Source organism: Hydrogenophaga laconesensis (assembly GCF_031457235.1).
Taxonomy (GTDB): Bacteria; Pseudomonadota; Gammaproteobacteria; order Burkholderiales; family Burkholderiaceae_C; genus Hydrogenophaga; species Hydrogenophaga laconesensis.
On record NZ_JAVDWE010000002.1, the window covers coordinates 446,618 to 462,389 of the forward strand.

14 protein-coding genes are annotated in these 15,772 nt (G+C 67.9%); 6 read left to right on the plus strand and 8 right to left on the minus strand.

The window, feature by feature from the left end:
• Window positions 1–8 precede the first annotated feature (8 nt).
• From J2X09_RS06550 to J2X09_RS06575, 6 genes are read right to left on the minus strand one after another with little or no spacing between them, the layout of a single operon-like run.
• On the minus strand, window positions 9–1,046 hold the full coding sequence (locus tag J2X09_RS06550; protein WP_204732566.1) for a YncE family protein: 1,038 nt from the start codon (window positions 1,044–1,046) through the stop codon (window positions 9–11).
• Window positions 1,033–1,791 (minus strand): arylmalonate decarboxylase, encoded by a 759-nt coding sequence (locus J2X09_RS06555; RefSeq protein ID WP_204732565.1) that lies wholly within the window; start codon window positions 1,789–1,791, stop codon window positions 1,033–1,035. The genes J2X09_RS06550 and J2X09_RS06555 overlap by 14 nt, the downstream gene beginning before the upstream one ends.
• Complete coding sequence (locus tag J2X09_RS06560; protein WP_204732564.1) at window positions 1,788–2,768, minus strand: Bug family tripartite tricarboxylate transporter substrate binding protein; 981 nt, start codon at window positions 2,766–2,768, stop codon at window positions 1,788–1,790. Before J2X09_RS06560 ends, J2X09_RS06555 begins: the two co-directional genes overlap by 4 nt.
• Before the next feature lie 56 nt (window positions 2,769–2,824).
• Complete coding sequence (gene mdlC, locus J2X09_RS06565) at window positions 2,825–4,414, minus strand: benzoylformate decarboxylase (protein ID WP_204732563.1); 1,590 nt, start codon at window positions 4,412–4,414, stop codon at window positions 2,825–2,827.
• Entirely contained in the window at window positions 4,411–5,871 is a 1,461-nt protein-coding gene (locus tag J2X09_RS06570) for an NAD-dependent succinate-semialdehyde dehydrogenase (RefSeq protein ID WP_310307787.1), read from the minus strand. The genes mdlC and J2X09_RS06570 overlap by 4 nt, the downstream gene beginning before the upstream one ends.
• A complete protein-coding gene (locus J2X09_RS06575; protein ID WP_204732562.1) occupies window positions 5,868–6,830 on the minus strand; it encodes a Bug family tripartite tricarboxylate transporter substrate binding protein in 963 nt (320 codons plus the stop codon). The genes J2X09_RS06570 and J2X09_RS06575 overlap by 4 nt, the downstream gene beginning before the upstream one ends.
• Window positions 6,831–6,938: 108 nt before the next feature.
• Here J2X09_RS06575 and J2X09_RS06580 point away from each other — a divergent pair, with 108 nt between their 5' ends.
• Complete coding sequence (locus tag J2X09_RS06580; RefSeq protein WP_204732561.1) at window positions 6,939–7,883, plus strand: LysR family transcriptional regulator; 945 nt, start codon at window positions 6,939–6,941, stop codon at window positions 7,881–7,883.
• Window positions 7,884–7,893: 10 nt separating this feature from the next.
• Here J2X09_RS06580 and J2X09_RS06585 read toward each other — a convergent pair whose 3' ends face one another.
• Complete coding sequence (locus J2X09_RS06585; RefSeq protein WP_310307789.1) at window positions 7,894–8,790, minus strand: LysR family transcriptional regulator; 897 nt, start codon at window positions 8,788–8,790, stop codon at window positions 7,894–7,896.
• A gap of 96 nt (window positions 8,791–8,886) precedes the next feature.
• Here J2X09_RS06585 and J2X09_RS06590 point away from each other — a divergent pair, with 96 nt between their 5' ends.
• Complete coding sequence (locus tag J2X09_RS06590; RefSeq protein WP_204732560.1) at window positions 8,887–9,882, plus strand: tripartite tricarboxylate transporter substrate binding protein; 996 nt, start codon at window positions 8,887–8,889, stop codon at window positions 9,880–9,882.
• 9 nt (window positions 9,883–9,891) lie between these two features.
• Window positions 9,892–11,529 (plus strand): FAD-dependent oxidoreductase, encoded by a 1,638-nt coding sequence (locus tag J2X09_RS06595; protein ID WP_204732559.1) that lies wholly within the window; start codon window positions 9,892–9,894, stop codon window positions 11,527–11,529.
• Here the strand turns inward: J2X09_RS06595 and J2X09_RS06600 are convergent.
• Complete coding sequence (locus tag J2X09_RS06600) at window positions 11,519–12,433, minus strand: hypothetical protein (RefSeq protein WP_204732558.1); 915 nt, start codon at window positions 12,431–12,433, stop codon at window positions 11,519–11,521. The genes J2X09_RS06595 and J2X09_RS06600 overlap by 11 nt on opposite strands.
• Before the next feature lie 646 nt (window positions 12,434–13,079).
• On the opposite strand from J2X09_RS06600, the gene J2X09_RS06605 reads away from it, so the two are divergent.
• From J2X09_RS06605 to J2X09_RS06615, 3 genes are read left to right on the plus strand one after another with little or no spacing between them, the layout of a single operon-like run.
• Entirely contained in the window at window positions 13,080–13,982 is a 903-nt protein-coding gene (locus tag J2X09_RS06605) for a glutamate ABC transporter substrate-binding protein (protein ID WP_204732557.1), read from the plus strand.
• Window positions 13,983–13,985: 3 nt separating this feature from the next.
• Window positions 13,986–14,648, plus strand: coding sequence for an amino acid ABC transporter permease (locus tag J2X09_RS06610; protein ID WP_204732556.1), 663 nt, complete (start codon window positions 13,986–13,988; stop codon window positions 14,646–14,648).
• Entirely contained in the window at window positions 14,645–15,445 is an 801-nt protein-coding gene (locus J2X09_RS06615; protein ID WP_204732555.1) for an amino acid ABC transporter permease, read from the plus strand. Before J2X09_RS06610 ends, J2X09_RS06615 begins: the two co-directional genes overlap by 4 nt.
• Window positions 15,446–15,772 lie beyond the last annotated feature (327 nt).

Sequence of the window (15,772 nt, forward strand, 5' to 3'; positions counted from 1 at the left end):
AGAAAGGTTCAGGCGGCGGACAGCAGCCAGGAGAGGTCGACGCCCGGACGCGTCTCGAACCGGGACACGATCCTGCGCGCTTTCACGTCCATGACGACGAGCTTGTCAGGCCCGACGGACACAAAGGCCAGCGTACCCGAAGGGTTGAACGAGATGCCGATCGGTCGACCGTCGAGCGCAACGCGCGCGGTCTCCTTGAGGTCGGGGCTGAAGAAAGTGACGCTCTGGTCCTGCAGGTTGGAGGTGATGATCTCGTCACCCAACCAGTAAGCGCGCAGGGCATCGCCGCGCGTGGTCGCGGTGCGCAGGACCTTCAGGGTGCCACTGTCCATCGCCACCAGCGAGGTGCTGCGCCGGTTGGACACCAGCACGGTTCTTTCGTCCGGGCTGAGGCAGACGCCTTCGGGCATGCGGCCGGTCGAGGCGCGCAGCACCGGCGCCACCGGGTCGTGCGGCCGCACGAGGGACAGGGTATTCGAGAGCAGCGCGGTCACGTAGGCGCGTTCGCCGTCGCGCGTGAGCGCGAACATGTGCGGCTTGACGTCGCCGGTGGCGACGGCCGATGTGGGGCGCGCGTCCTTGCCCGGGTTATCCACCACCAGCAGCACGGACTTCTCTTCGCTGAGCGCGTAGAGACGCCCTTGCCGGTCCATGCCCATGCCGTGCAGGCGGTTGTAGGGGGCGCACTCCACCTGGTGCACCTGCTTGCCCTGGTGCAGGTCGATGACGGCGATGTGCGAGCCGCCTTGCCCGATCTGGGTGGCGAACTCGACGCCGTAGATGCCCACGAAGGCGTACCGCCCCTGGGCATCCACGACGAATTCGTGAGGATAGGGCGCCAGTTCCACGCTGTGGGTGCGCGCACCGGACTGCAACGAGTAGTAGCCCAGCGCGTGGGCGTTCTTCTCGATCACCAGGAGCGTGTCCCCTTTCGGATCGACCAGGGCGGGCGACGGCGCGGCGTTCTGGGCACGACCGATGGCCGGCGCCCACAACGCCCAGGCGGATGTCAGCGCGGCGGCCGACAGGACATCACGGCGTTGCATGGGTCTGGCGCTCCGGTTGTGAAGACAAGGGGTGCTCGAAGAGCTGGCCGCCCACAGGGCTGCGCGGGTCTTGCCCCGCGGTGCGCACCACGTTCCAGAAGCCGCTGGGCGAGCTGCCGATGGCGGGGATGCCGAGTCGGCCCTCCAGCGCGGCGATCGCGTCCAGCGTCAACAGGCCGCCGCAGGACATGAAGATGCCCTGCGCACCGGGCGCTTTTGCGTGCACCCGTTGGCTCAGCGCGATCAGCCGCTCGGTGGAGACCTCGGCGGCGCCACCGACCGGCTCGATGCCCAGGCCCTCGATGGCTGTGACCTCGAAGCCCAGGGCGCCGAGGTAGTCCACCAGGCGCGCGTTGAGCTCGTCGATGTACGAGGTGGCGACCGCGACGCGCTGCACGCCCAGGGTCTGCAGCGCCGACACGACGGCATGGCTCATGGTCGTGCAGGGCACGCCGGTGGCCTGCTGCATGGTGTCGCGCAGCCGGTCGGTGAAGGCCGGACCCTGGTAGAAGCTGAGCGAGGTGCCCATGAGCGAGATCGCCTGGGCGCCGTCGGCCCGCAGGGCGCGGGCGTGGTCGACGATCTGGTCGACCACGGGCGCGAAGCCCCGGGGCGACACGCCGTCGATGCCCAGGCCGCGCGCGATGAAATCGAAGCGCTCGCCGTAGAGCAGCGGCGCATCCGGCGGTACGCGTCCATGGGCTGGCGGCACGATCAGGCCGATGCGGGGGCGTGGCGCGTTCATTCTGCAGAAATGCCCTGGGCCTTGATGACCTTGCCCCACTCCGCGTACTCGCGCTTCACGTCGGCCGCCAGCGGCCCGGGCGCCATGTAGGCGGTGGTGACACCCTGCGCGGTGGCGGCACTGACCGCGTCGGGTGTGGCCAGCAGTTCGCCCACGGCCGCGCTCAGGCGGTCGATGATGGCCTGAGGCGTGCCGGCCGGTGCCAGCAGCATCTGCCGGGGCGCGACATGGAAACCGGGAACCACCTCGGCCAGGGTGCCGATGTCGTCCGCGCCCGCCAGCCGGGTGGAACTGAACATGGCGATCGCCTTCACGCGGCCGCTGCGCACCTGGGGCACGCCGGCCGCTGCGCTCACCACACCGAACTGCAGCTGACCGTTGATCACATCGGTCACGAGCTGCGACGCGCCGCGGTAGGGGATGTGCAGCAGGTGCGTCTTCGTGCGCGACTTGAACAGCTCCACGCCGAGGTGGTGCACCGTGCCGATGCCGGAGGTGCCGTAGGTGAAGCGGCCCGGATTGGCCTTGACCAACGCGAGAAACTCGGTCGGGTTGCTGGCCTTCACCTCGTTGTTCGCCACCAGCATCAGGCGCGACTGGAACAGGCCCGCCACCGGCACCAGGGCCTTGACCGGATCCAGCGAGGAGGCCTGGTTCTGCAGTTGCGGGGCGATGAGCAGCGCGCTTTCGCCATGCAGCAAGGTGTAGCCGTCAGCGGGCGCCTTGGCCACCGTGTCAGCGGCCAGCAACCCGGCCGACCCCGCCCGGTTCTCCACGACGACGGACTGGCCCAGCGCGGTGGTCAGGCGCTGCGAGACGATGCGCGCCATCGTGTCCACCGCGCCGCCGGCGGCGTAGCCCACGAAGATGCGGATCGGCCGGTTCGGGTAGGGGCCCGTCTGCGCGAAGGTCAGGGGCGTGGTGCCGGCGGCGAGGGCCGCACCCACGAAGGTCCGGCGGCTCAGGGTGGGGTTCATCGCTTCTGTCTCCTGGTCGGGTGGTGATTGGAATGTCCGGAGAAGCATTCGTCGCGCTAGGCGACCAGCACTTCCACCAGCGTGGGCCCCGCTGTCCCGAAGGCCGATGCCAGCGCTGCGCGCAACTGCGCGGCCTCCTGCACGCGCTCGCCGGGCACACCGTGTCCCTGGGCCAGCGCGACGAAGTCGATGCCCGGCAGGTCGGTGCCCGGCAACACGGCACCCGCTGGAAAACCGAGCACACCACCGAAGCGCTTCATGGCCCCGTAGCGGCGGTTGTTGACCACGACAAAGGTGACGTTGAGGCCCAGCTGCGCGGCGGTCCAGAGGGTCTGGATCGAGTACATGCTGGAGCCATCGCCGATGATGGCGATCACGCGCCGCTCGCGCCAGGCCAGCGCGATGCCGGCCGCAGCGGGCATGCTGTGGCCGAGGCCGCCACTGGCCATGGTGAAGAAGCTGCGCGGCCTGAGGATGGGCAGGTGCTGGTGCATCACCACCCGGGCGGTGGGCGCCTCCTCCACGATCACATCGTCGGGCGAACGCAGTTCAGAAATCGTCTGCAACAGGTAGGCGACCTGGATCGGCGCGCCCGGCTCGGCACGCGCTTCCCGCACCCAGGCCGGCGGCGCGGCGCGCGCGCGCCGGGGTTGCGCGCCCTGCAGCGCCTGCAGCGCGAGCCGCACATCGCCCACCACCGAGGTGCCCACGGGTGCGCGCGCGGCGGCATCGGGGTCTTCGGTGAGCTGCCAGAGCGCGGCACCGTCGGGCAGATGCGCGCCCTCGCCTTCCACGTGGTAGGTGAACACCGGCGCACCCACCACCAGGACAAGGTCGTGACCCGTCAGCTTCTGGACGATCTGCGCCTTCACGGCGGGCAGGAAGCCGTGGAACAGCGCATGGTCTTCCGGGAAGCCCGCGCGCGCCGACATGGGCGAGTTGAAGACCTTCGCGCCATGGCGCTCCGCCAGCGCGACGATCTCGTCCCAGGCGCCGGAACGGTCCACCTCCGCACCGGTGACGAACACCGGCCGCTCGCAGGCCGCGAGCGCCTGAGCCAGCGCCGCGATGGCCTGCGGCTCGGGCGCCGTGCACGGGCTGACGGACCGGTGCACGACGGGTTCCGCGGGCTGGTCCCAGTCGTCCGAGGGCACCGACACCAGGACCGGGCCGCACGGCGCCTGCAACGCGCGACGGCACGCGGTGGCGATGGCCTGGGGAACGTCCTGCGCGCGCGCGGGCTCGATGCTCCACTTCACATAGGGCTGCGGCAACTCGGTGGCGCGTTCCGAGGCCAGGTAGGCGTCCAGCGCCTGGATGGAGCGCGACTGCTGGCCCGCGATGATCACCAGCGGCGTGCGGTTCTTGAACGCGGTGTAGATGTTGCCCATGCCGTGGCCCACACCGGCGGCCGAGTGCAGGTTGACGAAGCCGACCTTGCCGCTGGCCTGGGCATAGCCATCCGCCATGCCCACGCACACGGCTTCCTGCAGGCCCAGAACGTACTGGATGTCGCTGGGAAAGTGGCGGAACATGGGCAGCTCGGTCGAGCCCGGGTTGCCGAAGATGGTGTCCACGCCGAACTGGCGCAACACGTCGTACACACCGTCGCGGACGGTGAAAGGGGGCAGGGAAACGGGGCTCATGCGGAGTGGTTGCGGTTGACGAACTTGGTGTGAAGGTAGCTATCGAGACCCTCTTCGCCGCTTTCATAGCCGTAGCCGCTGTCCCGCACACCGCCAAAGGGTGCCTCGGCCACGGTGACGACGGTGCTGTTGATGGCGACGCTGCCCACCTCCAGCTCCGTGATCATCTGGCGTTGCAGGCGTGCGGAGTCGGTGAACACGTAGGAGCCCAGGCCGTAGCGCGTGGCGTTGGCCAGCTCGATGGCCTGCGCCGGCGTGTCGAAGGCACGGATCAGCGCCACGGGGCCGAAGGGCTCGTCGCGCATGGCCTTCGCGTCGGGGCTCACGTCGGCAAAGACGGTCGGCTGGTGGAAATACCCGGTGTCGCCCACGCGCTCGCCGCCGGTCACCACCGTGCCGTCGGCGCGCGTGGCCGCGACCAGCTCGCGAATGGCGCTCAGCCGCCGGCCGTTGGCCAGCGGGCCCATGTCGGTGCCTTCGGCCATGCCGTCGCCCACGCGCAGTTGCGAGGCGGCGGCGGCGAAGGTGTCCACGAAGCGCGCGTAGGCACCCTTCTGCACGAAGAAGCGTGTGGGGGCATGGCACAGCTGGCCGGCGTTGCGGAACTTGGCCACGACCAGCTGTCGTGCCACGGCATCCACGTCGGCGTCGTCGAACACGATCACCGGCGAGTGGCCACCGAGTTCCAGCGTGAGCCGCTTGAGGCCGGGCGCGGCCAGGCCGGCCAGGCCCTGGCCGACGGCGACCGAGCCCGTGAAGGAGATCTTGCGGATGACGTCCGAGGCGATGAGGTGCGAGGACACCCGCTGCGGCACCCCGAAGACGAGGTTGATCACGCCATCGGGCGCACCGGCCTCGATGAAGCACTCCACCATCTTCGCCACCGAGGCCGGGGTTTCTTCCGGGGGCTTGAGGATGCAGGAGCACCCTGCCGCCAGCGCCCCGCCCAACTTGCGCGCCGCGAGGATCACCGGCACGTTCCAGGGCGACATCAGCAGACAGGGGCCCACGGGCTCCTTGCGCACCTCGTAGTCCGCACCCGGCTGCGGTGCGGGCAGGATGCGGCCGTACACGCGCCTGGCCTGCTCCGCGTACCACTGCACCATGTCGGCCGCCGTGTCCACCTCCATGCGCGCCTGGGCCAGGGGCTTGCCCTGCTCGAGCGTGAGCAGGCGCGCAATGGCCTCGCGCTGCGCGCGCAGGTTCTGCACGCCCTGCAGCAGCACACGCTGGCGCGCTGCCGCAGGCGTGGCGCGCCAGACCTTGAAGCCCCGCGCCACAGCCGCGAGCGCGTCGTCGAGGTCGCGCGGCGATGCGTGCGTGAGCTCGTCGAGCACCGCCTCGGTGGCCGGGTTGATCACCGGGTTGCGGGTCTCGGCGCTGCCGGCGCGCCACGCCCCTCCGATGAACAACCGTGGTGCGCGGTAAGGCATGTCGCCGCCGGTCGTCACGCTCACTGGTCCGCCTTGATGTTGTTCTTGCGGGCCACCTCGGTCCAGGCGGGAATCTCCTGCGCGATCTGGCGGGTGAAGGCTTCAGACGTGCTGGAGGTTGGTGTCAGGCCCAGCTGGGCCATGCTCTTGAGCGTCTCCGGATGTTGCACGGCCTTGGCCACTTCGCGCTCGAGCAGCCTGACGATGGGCGTGGGTGTGCCCGCGGGCGCGAACAGACCGATCCAGAACTGGATGCTCAGATCGATGCCCTGCTCCTTGAGCGTGGGAATGTCGGGGAAGGACGGGTTGCGTACGTCGGACGACACGGCCAGGCCCCGCACGAGCTTGCCGTTGATGGCACCGGCGGCCGGGCCCGGGTCGAGCATGCTGAAGGTGGTCTCGCCGCCGGCCACGGACTTCATCGAATCGCCGCTGCCCTTGTAGGGCACGTGCTGCGACTGGATGCCGGTGCGCTCCTTCAACAGCTCGGTGGCCAGCTGGAAGGTGGAGGCGCTGGAGGCGTAGTTCGACAGCTGTGGGTTTTCCTTGGTGTACTTCACCAGGTCCGGCATGGTCTTGAAGGGCGAGTCCGCCTTGACCGAGACGATCAGCGGAAAGGTCGCGATGGTGGAGATCGGGATGAAGTCCTTCTGCGGCGAGTACGGCAGGCTGGAGTAGGTGGCGGCGTTGATCACCAGCGGGCCGCTGGCGCCGATCATCAGCGTGTAGCCATCGGGCGGTGCCTGCTTGGTCACCACGGCACCGACGATGGCGCCGGTGCTGGGGCGGTTTTCCACCACGACCGGCTGGCCGAGGCTATCCCCCAGACGTTTGGCGACGATGCGCGCCAGGATGTCGTTCGAGCCGCCTGGCGAATAGCCGACGACGAACTTGATGGGCTTGGAGGGGTAGTTGTCCTGGGCATGCACCGCCATGGCAAAGGCGGACAGCGCGGCGCAGGCCAGAAGGCTTCGGCGAATCATGGTCTTGTCTCCTGTTCTTGAAGGCTTCGAGTATTGGGCCGATGCCATGCCACGTAAAATGATGAATTGCTCTGATCCATAACTTTTTCAACATACCTGCGCCGCCCCATGGACTGGACCCACCGACTGCGCTTGCGGCATCTGCAGATTCTGGTCAGCCTGGCCGAGACGCAGAACATCAGCCACTCCGCCGAGCGCCTGCACATGACACAACCGGCGCTGTCGAAGTGGCTCAAGGAGCTGGAGGCCGACATCGGCCTCACCCTCTTCGAACGCCATGCGCGGGGCCTGCGACCCACCGCACACGGCCAGATCCTGCGCGAGTTCGCGGTGCACATCGGCAACGAACTCGACCGGGCACGGGAAGAGATGAGCGCACTGCGCGACGGCGGCAGCGGCCGCGCGGTGATCGGCGCCTCCGGTGCCACCATCGCGGGCGTGGTGCCACAGGCGGTGCTCTCGCTGCTGACCCGCATGCCCAACGCGAGCGTGGAACTGGTCGAAGCGCCGATGGACCGGTTGTTCCAGCAGCTGACGCAGCGCGAGATCGATATCGCGGTGGGCCGGCCGGCGGCCAAGTACCACGACCCGGGCATCGCCTCGGAGGTGCTGTACGAGGAGCGGCTGCATTTCGCGGTGCGCCCGGACCATCCACTGGCCCAGCGCAAGGCGCTGCAGTGGTCGCACCTGATGGCGCAGCGCTGGGTGGTCTGGACGCGCGACATCCCCGCGCGCGACCTGCTCGAATCGGCGCTGTCGGCGGCAGGGCGCTCCATCCCCAGCGCGAGCGTGCAATCGAACTCGTTGCTGGCCACGATCGCCCTGGTGGCGGAAAGCGACATGGTGGCCGTGGTATCCGAACGCGCCATCGAACTGCCGGAGCGCTGGAAGATGCTCAAGCGGCTGCCCCTGCTGCTGGAGACGCCCAGCGCCATGACCATGTACTGGCGCAAGGATGCGCTCGGGTTCGCGGCGGTCGATGGCCTGCTGGACGCGCTGCGCAAGGTGGCCCGGCAACCACCCAGAACCAGCCGGGCGAAGAGCCGCCCATGAAGCAGCGGCGCTAACCCGGCAGGCGCGACGCCGCCTTCTTCACCGCCGAGGCGAAGGCCGTGGCGGCCAGCTTGGGCTGCGTGCCGCGCAGCGACACGACGTGCAGTTCGATGTGCACGGTCGGGTTGCCGAGCATGGCGACCTTGAGGCCCTGGCGCAGACAGTCCTCCAGCGCGAAAGACGGCACGATCGCGTGCCCCCGGCCCGCCCGCACCATCGCGATGAGGGTGCCGATGAGGTTCATGCGTGGCCGCTCTTCGTGCGCGCGGCCGATGCGGGCCAGGTGCTTCTCGATCACCGCCTGGATGGGGTTGTCGATGGGCAGGCTGATCAACGGCAGCCCGGCCAGGCTGCCCCAGGTCTGGCTGGGCCCGAGGCCACCCGGTCCCTTGCCTGGCGGGCTGATGCGCATCAGCCGGAACTTGCACAACGGCTGGCGCAGCAGACCGGCAGCGGGCTTGATGAAGAACCCCAGACCGATGTCGGCCTCGCCTTCCAGAATGCGCTGGCGCACCACGCTCACGTCCACATCCGCCAGGTGGATCTGCACCTGCGGATGGCTCTGGTTGAAGGCGCTGATCACCTCGGGCAACAGGCTGGCCGACACCATCGGCGTGGCGGCCACATCGATGCGAGATCGCACGGCGGCTTCGCTGCCACCGAGCACGTCGTCCACCGCGCGCAGCTCGGCCACGATGCGTTCGGCCACCGGCTGCAGACGACGCCCGGCATCGGTGAGTGTGACGGACCGGGTGGTGCGATCGAACAGGCGCGCACCCACCTGGTCTTCGAGCTCCTTGACCAGCATGCTCATGCCCGAAGGCGACAGGTGAACCTGCTCGGCCGCCCTGGCGAAGCTGCGCAGACGGCCGATCTCCAGAAAAGCGTGGAGCTGCCGGCCGCTCACATTGATCAATTTTCCTGAAGAGTTCTTCAAAATCTTCCGTTTGATGAATGTCAAGGGAGTTGCTGTAATTCTCCCCTATTCAATGGAGACAACACCATGATCGACAAACCCGCCCGCTCGTCCACCTCCGTTCTGCGCCGCCGCCTCGTGCTGGCGGGTCTGGCCACCGCCGCCGCCCCCTTCGTGCGCGCCCAGGGCGCTGCCACCGGCCCGGTGCGTCTGGTGGTCCCCTTCACGCCGGGCACCGGCATCGACCTGATCGCGCGCCAGATCGCACCCCAGCTCGCCGAGCGCCTGAAGCGCCCGTTCTTCGTCGAGAACAAGGCCGGTGCGTCCGGCAACATCGGCACGCAGGAAGTGGTGCGGGCCACGCCGGACGGCAGCACGCTGCTGGTGAGCGTCAACACCCTGGTGATGAATTCGGCCCTGTACCCGAACGCGGGCTTCAACCCGGTCAACGACCTGGCGGCCGTCTCGCTCACCAGCTGGGGCCAGCTGCTGCTGGTGGCCAACCCCAACGCGAAGATCGACTCCCTGCAAGGCCTGCTGGAGCGAGCCCGGGCGAAGCCCGGCGCGCTCAACTACGGATCGCCCGGTGCGGGCACACCCCACCACCTGGCGATGGAGCTGCTGAAGAACCGCGCGAAGATCTCCATCACCCACATCGGCTACCGGGGTACGGCACCCGCCGTGACCGACCTGCTGGGCGGCCAGATCGAACTGATGTTCCTGCCGATCCACGTGGCACTGCAGCATGTCAAGTCGGGCAAGCTCAAGGCGCTGGCCATCAGCTCGGAGAAGGCACACCCGCTGCTGCCGCAGGTGCCACCGCTGGGCAGCCTGAACATCGGCAACCTGAACGTGGACATGTGGTACGGCGTGCTGGCGCCGGCAGCCACGCCGCGCCCGCTGATCGATCAGCTCAACCGGGAGCTGCGGGACATCCTGGCGCAACCCGCGCTGGCTACCGCCTTCGAAACCCAGGGCATGACGCCAGCGCACTCCACGCCGGAAGCGTTCCAGCAGCTGATGGCGGCCGACGCACAGCGCTGGGCCGCCCTGATCAAAGCCCAGAACATCACCGCCGAATAAGCACCCCACATGAGCACACAGGACAACAACGGCGCGGCCCATGCCGCTTTCGACACCGATGTGGTGATCGTCGGCGGCGGGCCGGTGGGCATGGGCCTGGCCATCGAGCTGGGCCAGCGAGGCATCCGCTGCGTGGTGGTGGAACGCTACCCGCAGCCCCAGCCGATTCCCAAAGGCCAGAACCTCACGCAGCGCACCATGGAGCACTTCCACGCCTGGGGTGCCGAGAAGGAACTGCGCGCCGCGCGCACCATCCCGCCGGAATACGGCATCGGCGGCCTCACGGCCTACGGCACCCTGCTGGGGCCGCACTACGACTGGCTGCAGCGCGATCTGGTCAAGCCCTACTATTTCACCGCCAACGAACGGCTGCCCCAGTACGCGACGGAGGCGGTGCTGCGCCGCCGTGCGGCGTCGTTGCCTGCCATCGACACGCTGTATGGATGGGAGGCCGGGGACGTGCAGCAGGATGCCGACGGCGTGACGGTGAGCGTGGCCGAACGGGGCGGCTCTGGCCGCCGCCAGCTGCGCGCGGCCTACGCCGTGGGCTGCGATGGCGCACGCTCGCTGGTGCGGGAGAAGTCCGGCATCACGCAATCGAAAACCGACCACGACCGCATGATGGTGCTGCTTGTCTTCAAGTCGGAAGGCCTGCACGAGCTGCTGAAGTGCTACCCCGGCAAGTCCTACTACAACGTGCTGCAACCCGGCCTCAAGGGCTACTGGAAATTCTTCGGCCGTGTGGACCTGGGCAGCACGTGGTTCTTTCACGCGCCGGTGCCGCCAGGCACGACGAAGGAGAATTTCGACTTCGCCGCCTATCTGCATGAGGCCGTGGGCGCACCCTTCGACATCGCGTTCGAGCACATCGGTTTCTGGGACCTGCGCTTCATGCTGGCCAACCGCTACCGGCAGGGCCGGGTCTTCATCGCCGGCGACGCCGCACACAGCCATCCGCCCTACGGCGGCTACGGCGTGAATTCGGGACTGGAGGACGCGCGCAACCTGGGCTGGAAGCTCGCGGCCTCGCTGAAGGGCTGGGGTGGCGAGCGGCTGCTCGACTCCTACGATGCCGAACGCCGCCCGGTGTTCGGCTCCACCATCCGTGACTTCATCGCCAAGTCGATCGAGACCGATCGGGCGTTCCTGGAGACGCACGACCCGGCCGTCGACCAGGCGCGCTTCGACCAGGCCTGGCAGGCGCGCGCGAAAGGTGCGGTGGGCGAGGTGCACGCATTCGAACCGAACTACGAAGGCTCGCCGGTGGTGCAACCGAACGGCAGCGGACAGGGCCCGAGTGCCGTGGGATCGCACCAGTTCATCGCGCGCGCAGGCCACCACCTGGCACCGGCGGCGTTGTCCTCTGGATGCAATGTGTACGAGGCTTTGGGGCCGGGGTTCACCCTGCTGGCTCTGGAAGCCTCACCCGATGCCGTGCAGGCGTTCCGAGACGCCGCCACCGCATCGGCGGTGCCTCTGAAGGTGGTGGAGGCGGCGCTTGAAGGCGAAGCTGCGCGTTACGGCGCGCGCCTGGTGCTGCTGCGGCCGGACAACTTCGTGGCCTGGACCAGCGACAGCGCCGGACCGACCGCAGAGAACATCCGCGAGGGGCTCGAGAACGCGATCGGCTCCGCGGTCAACCGTTGAGCTTGGCCACAATCTGGGCGTTGAAGGCCTTGCCCGCGCGCAAGGCCTCGGCCTCGACCTTGTCCCAGTCGGGAATGAGGACGTAGTTGGTCTTGTCGATGGTCGACATGCCCGAGAGGTAGCGCAGCACGTTGGTGCCCGTGCTGGTGCGGTCCAGCTGCTCCAGCGTGCCGATGCCCGTGGCGACCTCGATGCCTTCCTTGATGTTCACGCGCGACTGCGAGTCGGCGGTGTAGGCCATGTAGCCGCCCGTGAGCACCAGCGTGGGCGCGGCTTCGGTGCCCAGCATGCGGCTCTCGGTTTCTCCCAGCGCGGCAGTGGCAAAACCGTAGTCGACCAGCATCGTCACACCCGGGTTGGCCCGCGCGTAGCGGAAGGACTCGTTGTTGACGCCCGCGAGCGCGGCCATGCCGGCCATCGCGCCAAACCCCTGGAGGCCGCCCATACCGGCGGTACCCGTCATGCCGGAGAGCATGAGCGTGGGCATGCCTTCGGGTGCGAGCACCGCATAGCTCACCTTCAAGGCGCCACTGGTCACGTTGTCGATCGGATAACCCGCATCCTTGTTCGGCGTGGCCGGCGTGTAGTTGGGCACATTGGTGCCGAGCTCCTGCCGGGTGTTCACCGTCCAGCCAGCCGCCTTGAACTGCGCAGCCAGGTCGTCGTGCAGGGCCTGGGCGATCTTGCGCACACGCACCTGGTCCACATCGCTGACCACCTCCTTGGAAGAGATCGCACCCCGGAACACACCGCCGCGCGCGGAGAACTTGCCATGCAGCATCCACTTGACCTGCGTGACGGGCAGGTAGATCGCCTTCTGCGGAATCTTCAACTGACCGTTGACGGCGAGCTGCTTGTCCGGATCGCTGAAAACCGCCGCATCCTGCGCAGACGCGGGGAGCATCAGCCCCGCAAGCGCCAGCGAAACCCCGATAACCCTCCAACCACCCTTGAACATGTGTGTTCCCTCGTTGAAACCGTTCGGATGGCGGCGAGTGTAGCCACGGGTGGTGAAGGCCTGGAAGCCGGTCCAGCCCCGGGATCGTGAGGAATTTCGCGGGTCTGGCGCCAAACTGCCGAATCAATCCCGCTTGCAACCCTCGGCACCGCGGCCTGCACGCAACGGCCGTCGCGCGGCACGGCCGCCAGATCACCCGTGTTGTCTCTGGACATGCCACCGCCTGTACAGGCATTCCCGGTCAGACAACCCACGCACGCCATGTCGCCTCGGCGGCGGCCACGAACGTCCGATCTCGGCTTTGCCAAAGTCACGGCCAACGGTGACGAAGTGGACGATCAGATCGCCGCCCGGAACTACGCAGGAGAACACATCAAACGTGTGCGCGACGCAACGTGGCGGCATTCAAAATACTGGCCTCGGCCCATCCGGCAAGAACGTACTTCGTGGGCATTTCGACGGGCAGTTGCGTGCAGATCGCGGCGCCGTTCTCCGGCCGGCCCGTGCAGGCGGGCCGGCCGGAGCGCGGGCATCGCCGCGCACACGCCACAACTGCTATAAATTGATGGACGACACACATCAAGAGGCTCCCATGTCTATCCCATCCTTTCTGAAGTCCACCGCGATGACGCTCGCCATCGTCGCCAGCGGATCGCTGTTCGCACAGGGCACACCGATCAACACCACAGCGTTTGACGCGCTGGTCGCGCAGGGCCCCGTCGCCGACGCTGCGACCATCGCATCCAGCACCTGGGCGACCAAGATCAAGCAGGCCGGCACGCTGCGCCTGGGCGGCACGCAGACCTCCAACCTGTTCTCGCTGCTCAACGAGAAGGACGGCCGGATGCGTGGCTTCGACGCGGGTCTGGCCCAGCTTCTCGCCCGCTACATCCTCGGCGATGGGGCGAAGATCCAGTTCACGCAGGTGAACTCCTCCACGCGCGAGCAGGTGCTCATCAACAACCAGGTGGACATCGTGTTCGCCACCTACTCCATCACGCCCGCCCGCGCCGAGAAGATCTCGTTCGCCGGCCCCTACTACACCTCTCAGGCGGGGGTGCTGGTCAAATCGAACAACAGCGCGATCCAGTCGTACAACGACCTGGCCGGCAAGCGGGTCGCCACGCAGGCGGGCTCCACGGGGCCCGCGATCCTGGCGCAGTTCGCGCCCAAAGGGATCGTGCAGGAGTTCCAGACGCACCAGGAGGCCCTCGACGGGCTGCGCCAGGGGCGCGTGGACGCCTACGTGACCGACCACACGCTGTTGCTCAACGCACTGAGCCTGGGCACCGGCGACGCCAAGCTGGCAGGCGCACCTTTTGGCGCTCAAGACCCCTACGGCGTCGGACTGCCCAAGGGCTCGGACGGCGTGGCCTTCGTCAATGCCTTCCTGAAGAAGGTGCAGGCCGACGGCACCTGGGCGAAGCTCTGGACCATTTCGATCGGACAACGCACCGGCAGCACCGCCGTGCCGACGCCGCCCGCCATCCCCTGAACGATGGGCGAGGTCTCCAGGCTCCTGGCCGAATACGGGCCTGCCTTCGCGCAGGCCCTTTTTCTGACATGGAAGCTCACGGTCGTTTCGTTCGTGCCCGGCTTCCTGCTGGGCGTGGTCGTGACGGTGCTCCGGCTCTTCCCGCTGCCGCCACTGCGCTTCGTGCTGACCGTCTACGTCGAGATCTTTCGCAACATTCCCAGCGTGGCGCTGCTGATCTTCATCGTGTTCGCCTTGCCCGATCTCAACGTCCTGATCGACTATGAGCCCGCCGTGATCCTGACGCTGGTCCTGGTCTGCTCCGCGTTCACGGCGGACTACCTGCGTTCGGGCATCAACACCGTCGCCAGCGGTCAGATCGAGGCCGCACTCAGCCTGGGCATGCGGCCGATCCGCGTCATCGTTTCCGTGGTGTTGCCACAGGCGCTGCGCACCGTGGTGCAACCGCTGACCTCGCTGCTCATTGCGCTCATGCTGTCGACCTCGCTGGCGTCGCAGGTCCCGCTTCCGGGCCGCGAACTCACCGCACTCGTGTCGAAGATCGCCACCGACTCCGCCGCCGGCATGGCGGCGTTCGCGGTGGCCGCAGCGATGTACGTGGCGACCGGCCTGCTCATCGCCTGGGCGGGCGCCGCCCTGGAGAAGAAGGTGCGGATACTGCGATGAGCCGCACGCTGGAAGACATCCTGTTTGGCGCGCCCAGCCCGCAGACCCGGACCATCACGCGGGTGGTGAGTGCGATCGCCGCGGCCATGCTGCTCCTGCTGGCCGTGGGCATGGTGTTCCGCTTCCATTCCGCAGGGCAGCTCGAGGCCCGGTACTGGAATTTCTTCACATGGCCGACCACCTGGGCCTTCCTGGGCAAGGGCCTGCTCGGCACGATGGCCTCGGCGGCAATGGCCGCCGTCATCGCGCTGACCCTTGGGCTGGTGTTGATGCTCGGGCGCGTGGCACCGTCCCGGTTCGTGCGATGGCCCAGCATCGCGGTCATCGAGTTCCTGCGCGGCACACCCACGCTGCTGCTCATCTACGTGTGCTTTCTGGTGCTGCCGTCGGCCGGGATCAAGCTGAGCACCTACTGGATGTTGACCCTGCCGGTCGGCCTGAGCACCGCCGCCGTGGTGGCCGAGGTGTACCGCGCTGGCGTGCTCGCCGTTCCCCGCGGTCAGGCCCAGGCGGCGCGCAGCCTGGGCCTGACCGAGGTCCAGGTCTTCTTCTCCATCGTCTTTCCCCAGGCCCTGCGCTACATCGTTCCGGCACTGGTCGCGCAACTGGTCATCGTGGTCAAGGACACCACCTTCGGCTACGTGGTCACCTACGGTGAACTCATGCAGAACGCCAGGGTGCTCATTGCCAACTACCATTCGCTGGTGCCTGTGTACCTCGTGGTGGCGGCGCTGTACTGCCTCGTGAACCACGCGATATCCAGGGCGAGCCGGCGGCTTGGCCGGCCGAGGCCGTGATCTTCATCCTCGGTGAACCATCCGCTACAGGTCGCGTCAGGCGTCATGCAGCCCTTCTCCTGCCTTTCCCGATGCCAGCGGACCGCCTTGCGAACGCCGCAACAGGCCCCGGAGAGATTGGGGAAGCCCTGCACCAACCCAGTTAAACCAGCGCACATCGGGCCGTCGATGAAGAAGGCCGCCGAGCGCATGCCGGGCCCCTGACCACGGCGTCAGCGGCGTCGGGGTTGACAGGAGTCAGCTGTTTTCAGCGCAGGCAGCGGCGCGAGCGAAGAAACTCGGCGTGGCCGGTCAGGTCCGGTTCATTCATGGCGACGCCGCTGGTTA

Excerpts from the sequence above, each read along its gene's own strand:
- J2X09_RS06550 (WP_204732566.1), bottom strand. The coding sequence starts at position 1,046 with ATGCAACGCCGTGATGTCCTGTCGGCCGCCGCGCTGACATCCGCCTGG.
- J2X09_RS06555 (WP_204732565.1), bottom strand. The coding sequence starts at position 1,791 with ATGAACGCGCCACGCCCCCGCATCGGCCTGATCGTGCCGCCAGCCCAT.
- J2X09_RS06560 (WP_204732564.1), bottom strand. The coding sequence starts at position 2,768 with ATGAACCCCACCCTGAGCCGCCGGACCTTCGTGGGTGCGGCCCTCGCC.
- mdlC (WP_204732563.1), bottom strand. The coding sequence starts at position 4,414 with ATGAGCCCCGTTTCCCTGCCCCCTTTCACCGTCCGCGACGGTGTGTAC.
- J2X09_RS06575 (WP_204732562.1), bottom strand. The coding sequence starts at position 6,830 with ATGATTCGCCGAAGCCTTCTGGCCTGCGCCGCGCTGTCCGCCTTTGCC.
- J2X09_RS06580 (WP_204732561.1), top strand. The coding sequence starts at position 6,939 with ATGGACTGGACCCACCGACTGCGCTTGCGGCATCTGCAGATTCTGGTC.
- J2X09_RS06590 (WP_204732560.1), top strand. The coding sequence starts at position 8,887 with ATGATCGACAAACCCGCCCGCTCGTCCACCTCCGTTCTGCGCCGCCGC.
- J2X09_RS06595 (WP_204732559.1), top strand. The coding sequence starts at position 9,892 with ATGAGCACACAGGACAACAACGGCGCGGCCCATGCCGCTTTCGACACC.
- J2X09_RS06600 (WP_204732558.1), bottom strand. The coding sequence starts at position 12,433 with ATGCTCCCCGCGTCTGCGCAGGATGCGGCGGTTTTCAGCGATCCGGAC.
- J2X09_RS06605 (WP_204732557.1), top strand. The coding sequence starts at position 13,080 with ATGTCTATCCCATCCTTTCTGAAGTCCACCGCGATGACGCTCGCCATC.
- J2X09_RS06610 (WP_204732556.1), top strand. The coding sequence starts at position 13,986 with ATGGGCGAGGTCTCCAGGCTCCTGGCCGAATACGGGCCTGCCTTCGCG.
- J2X09_RS06615 (WP_204732555.1), top strand. The coding sequence starts at position 14,645 with ATGAGCCGCACGCTGGAAGACATCCTGTTTGGCGCGCCCAGCCCGCAG.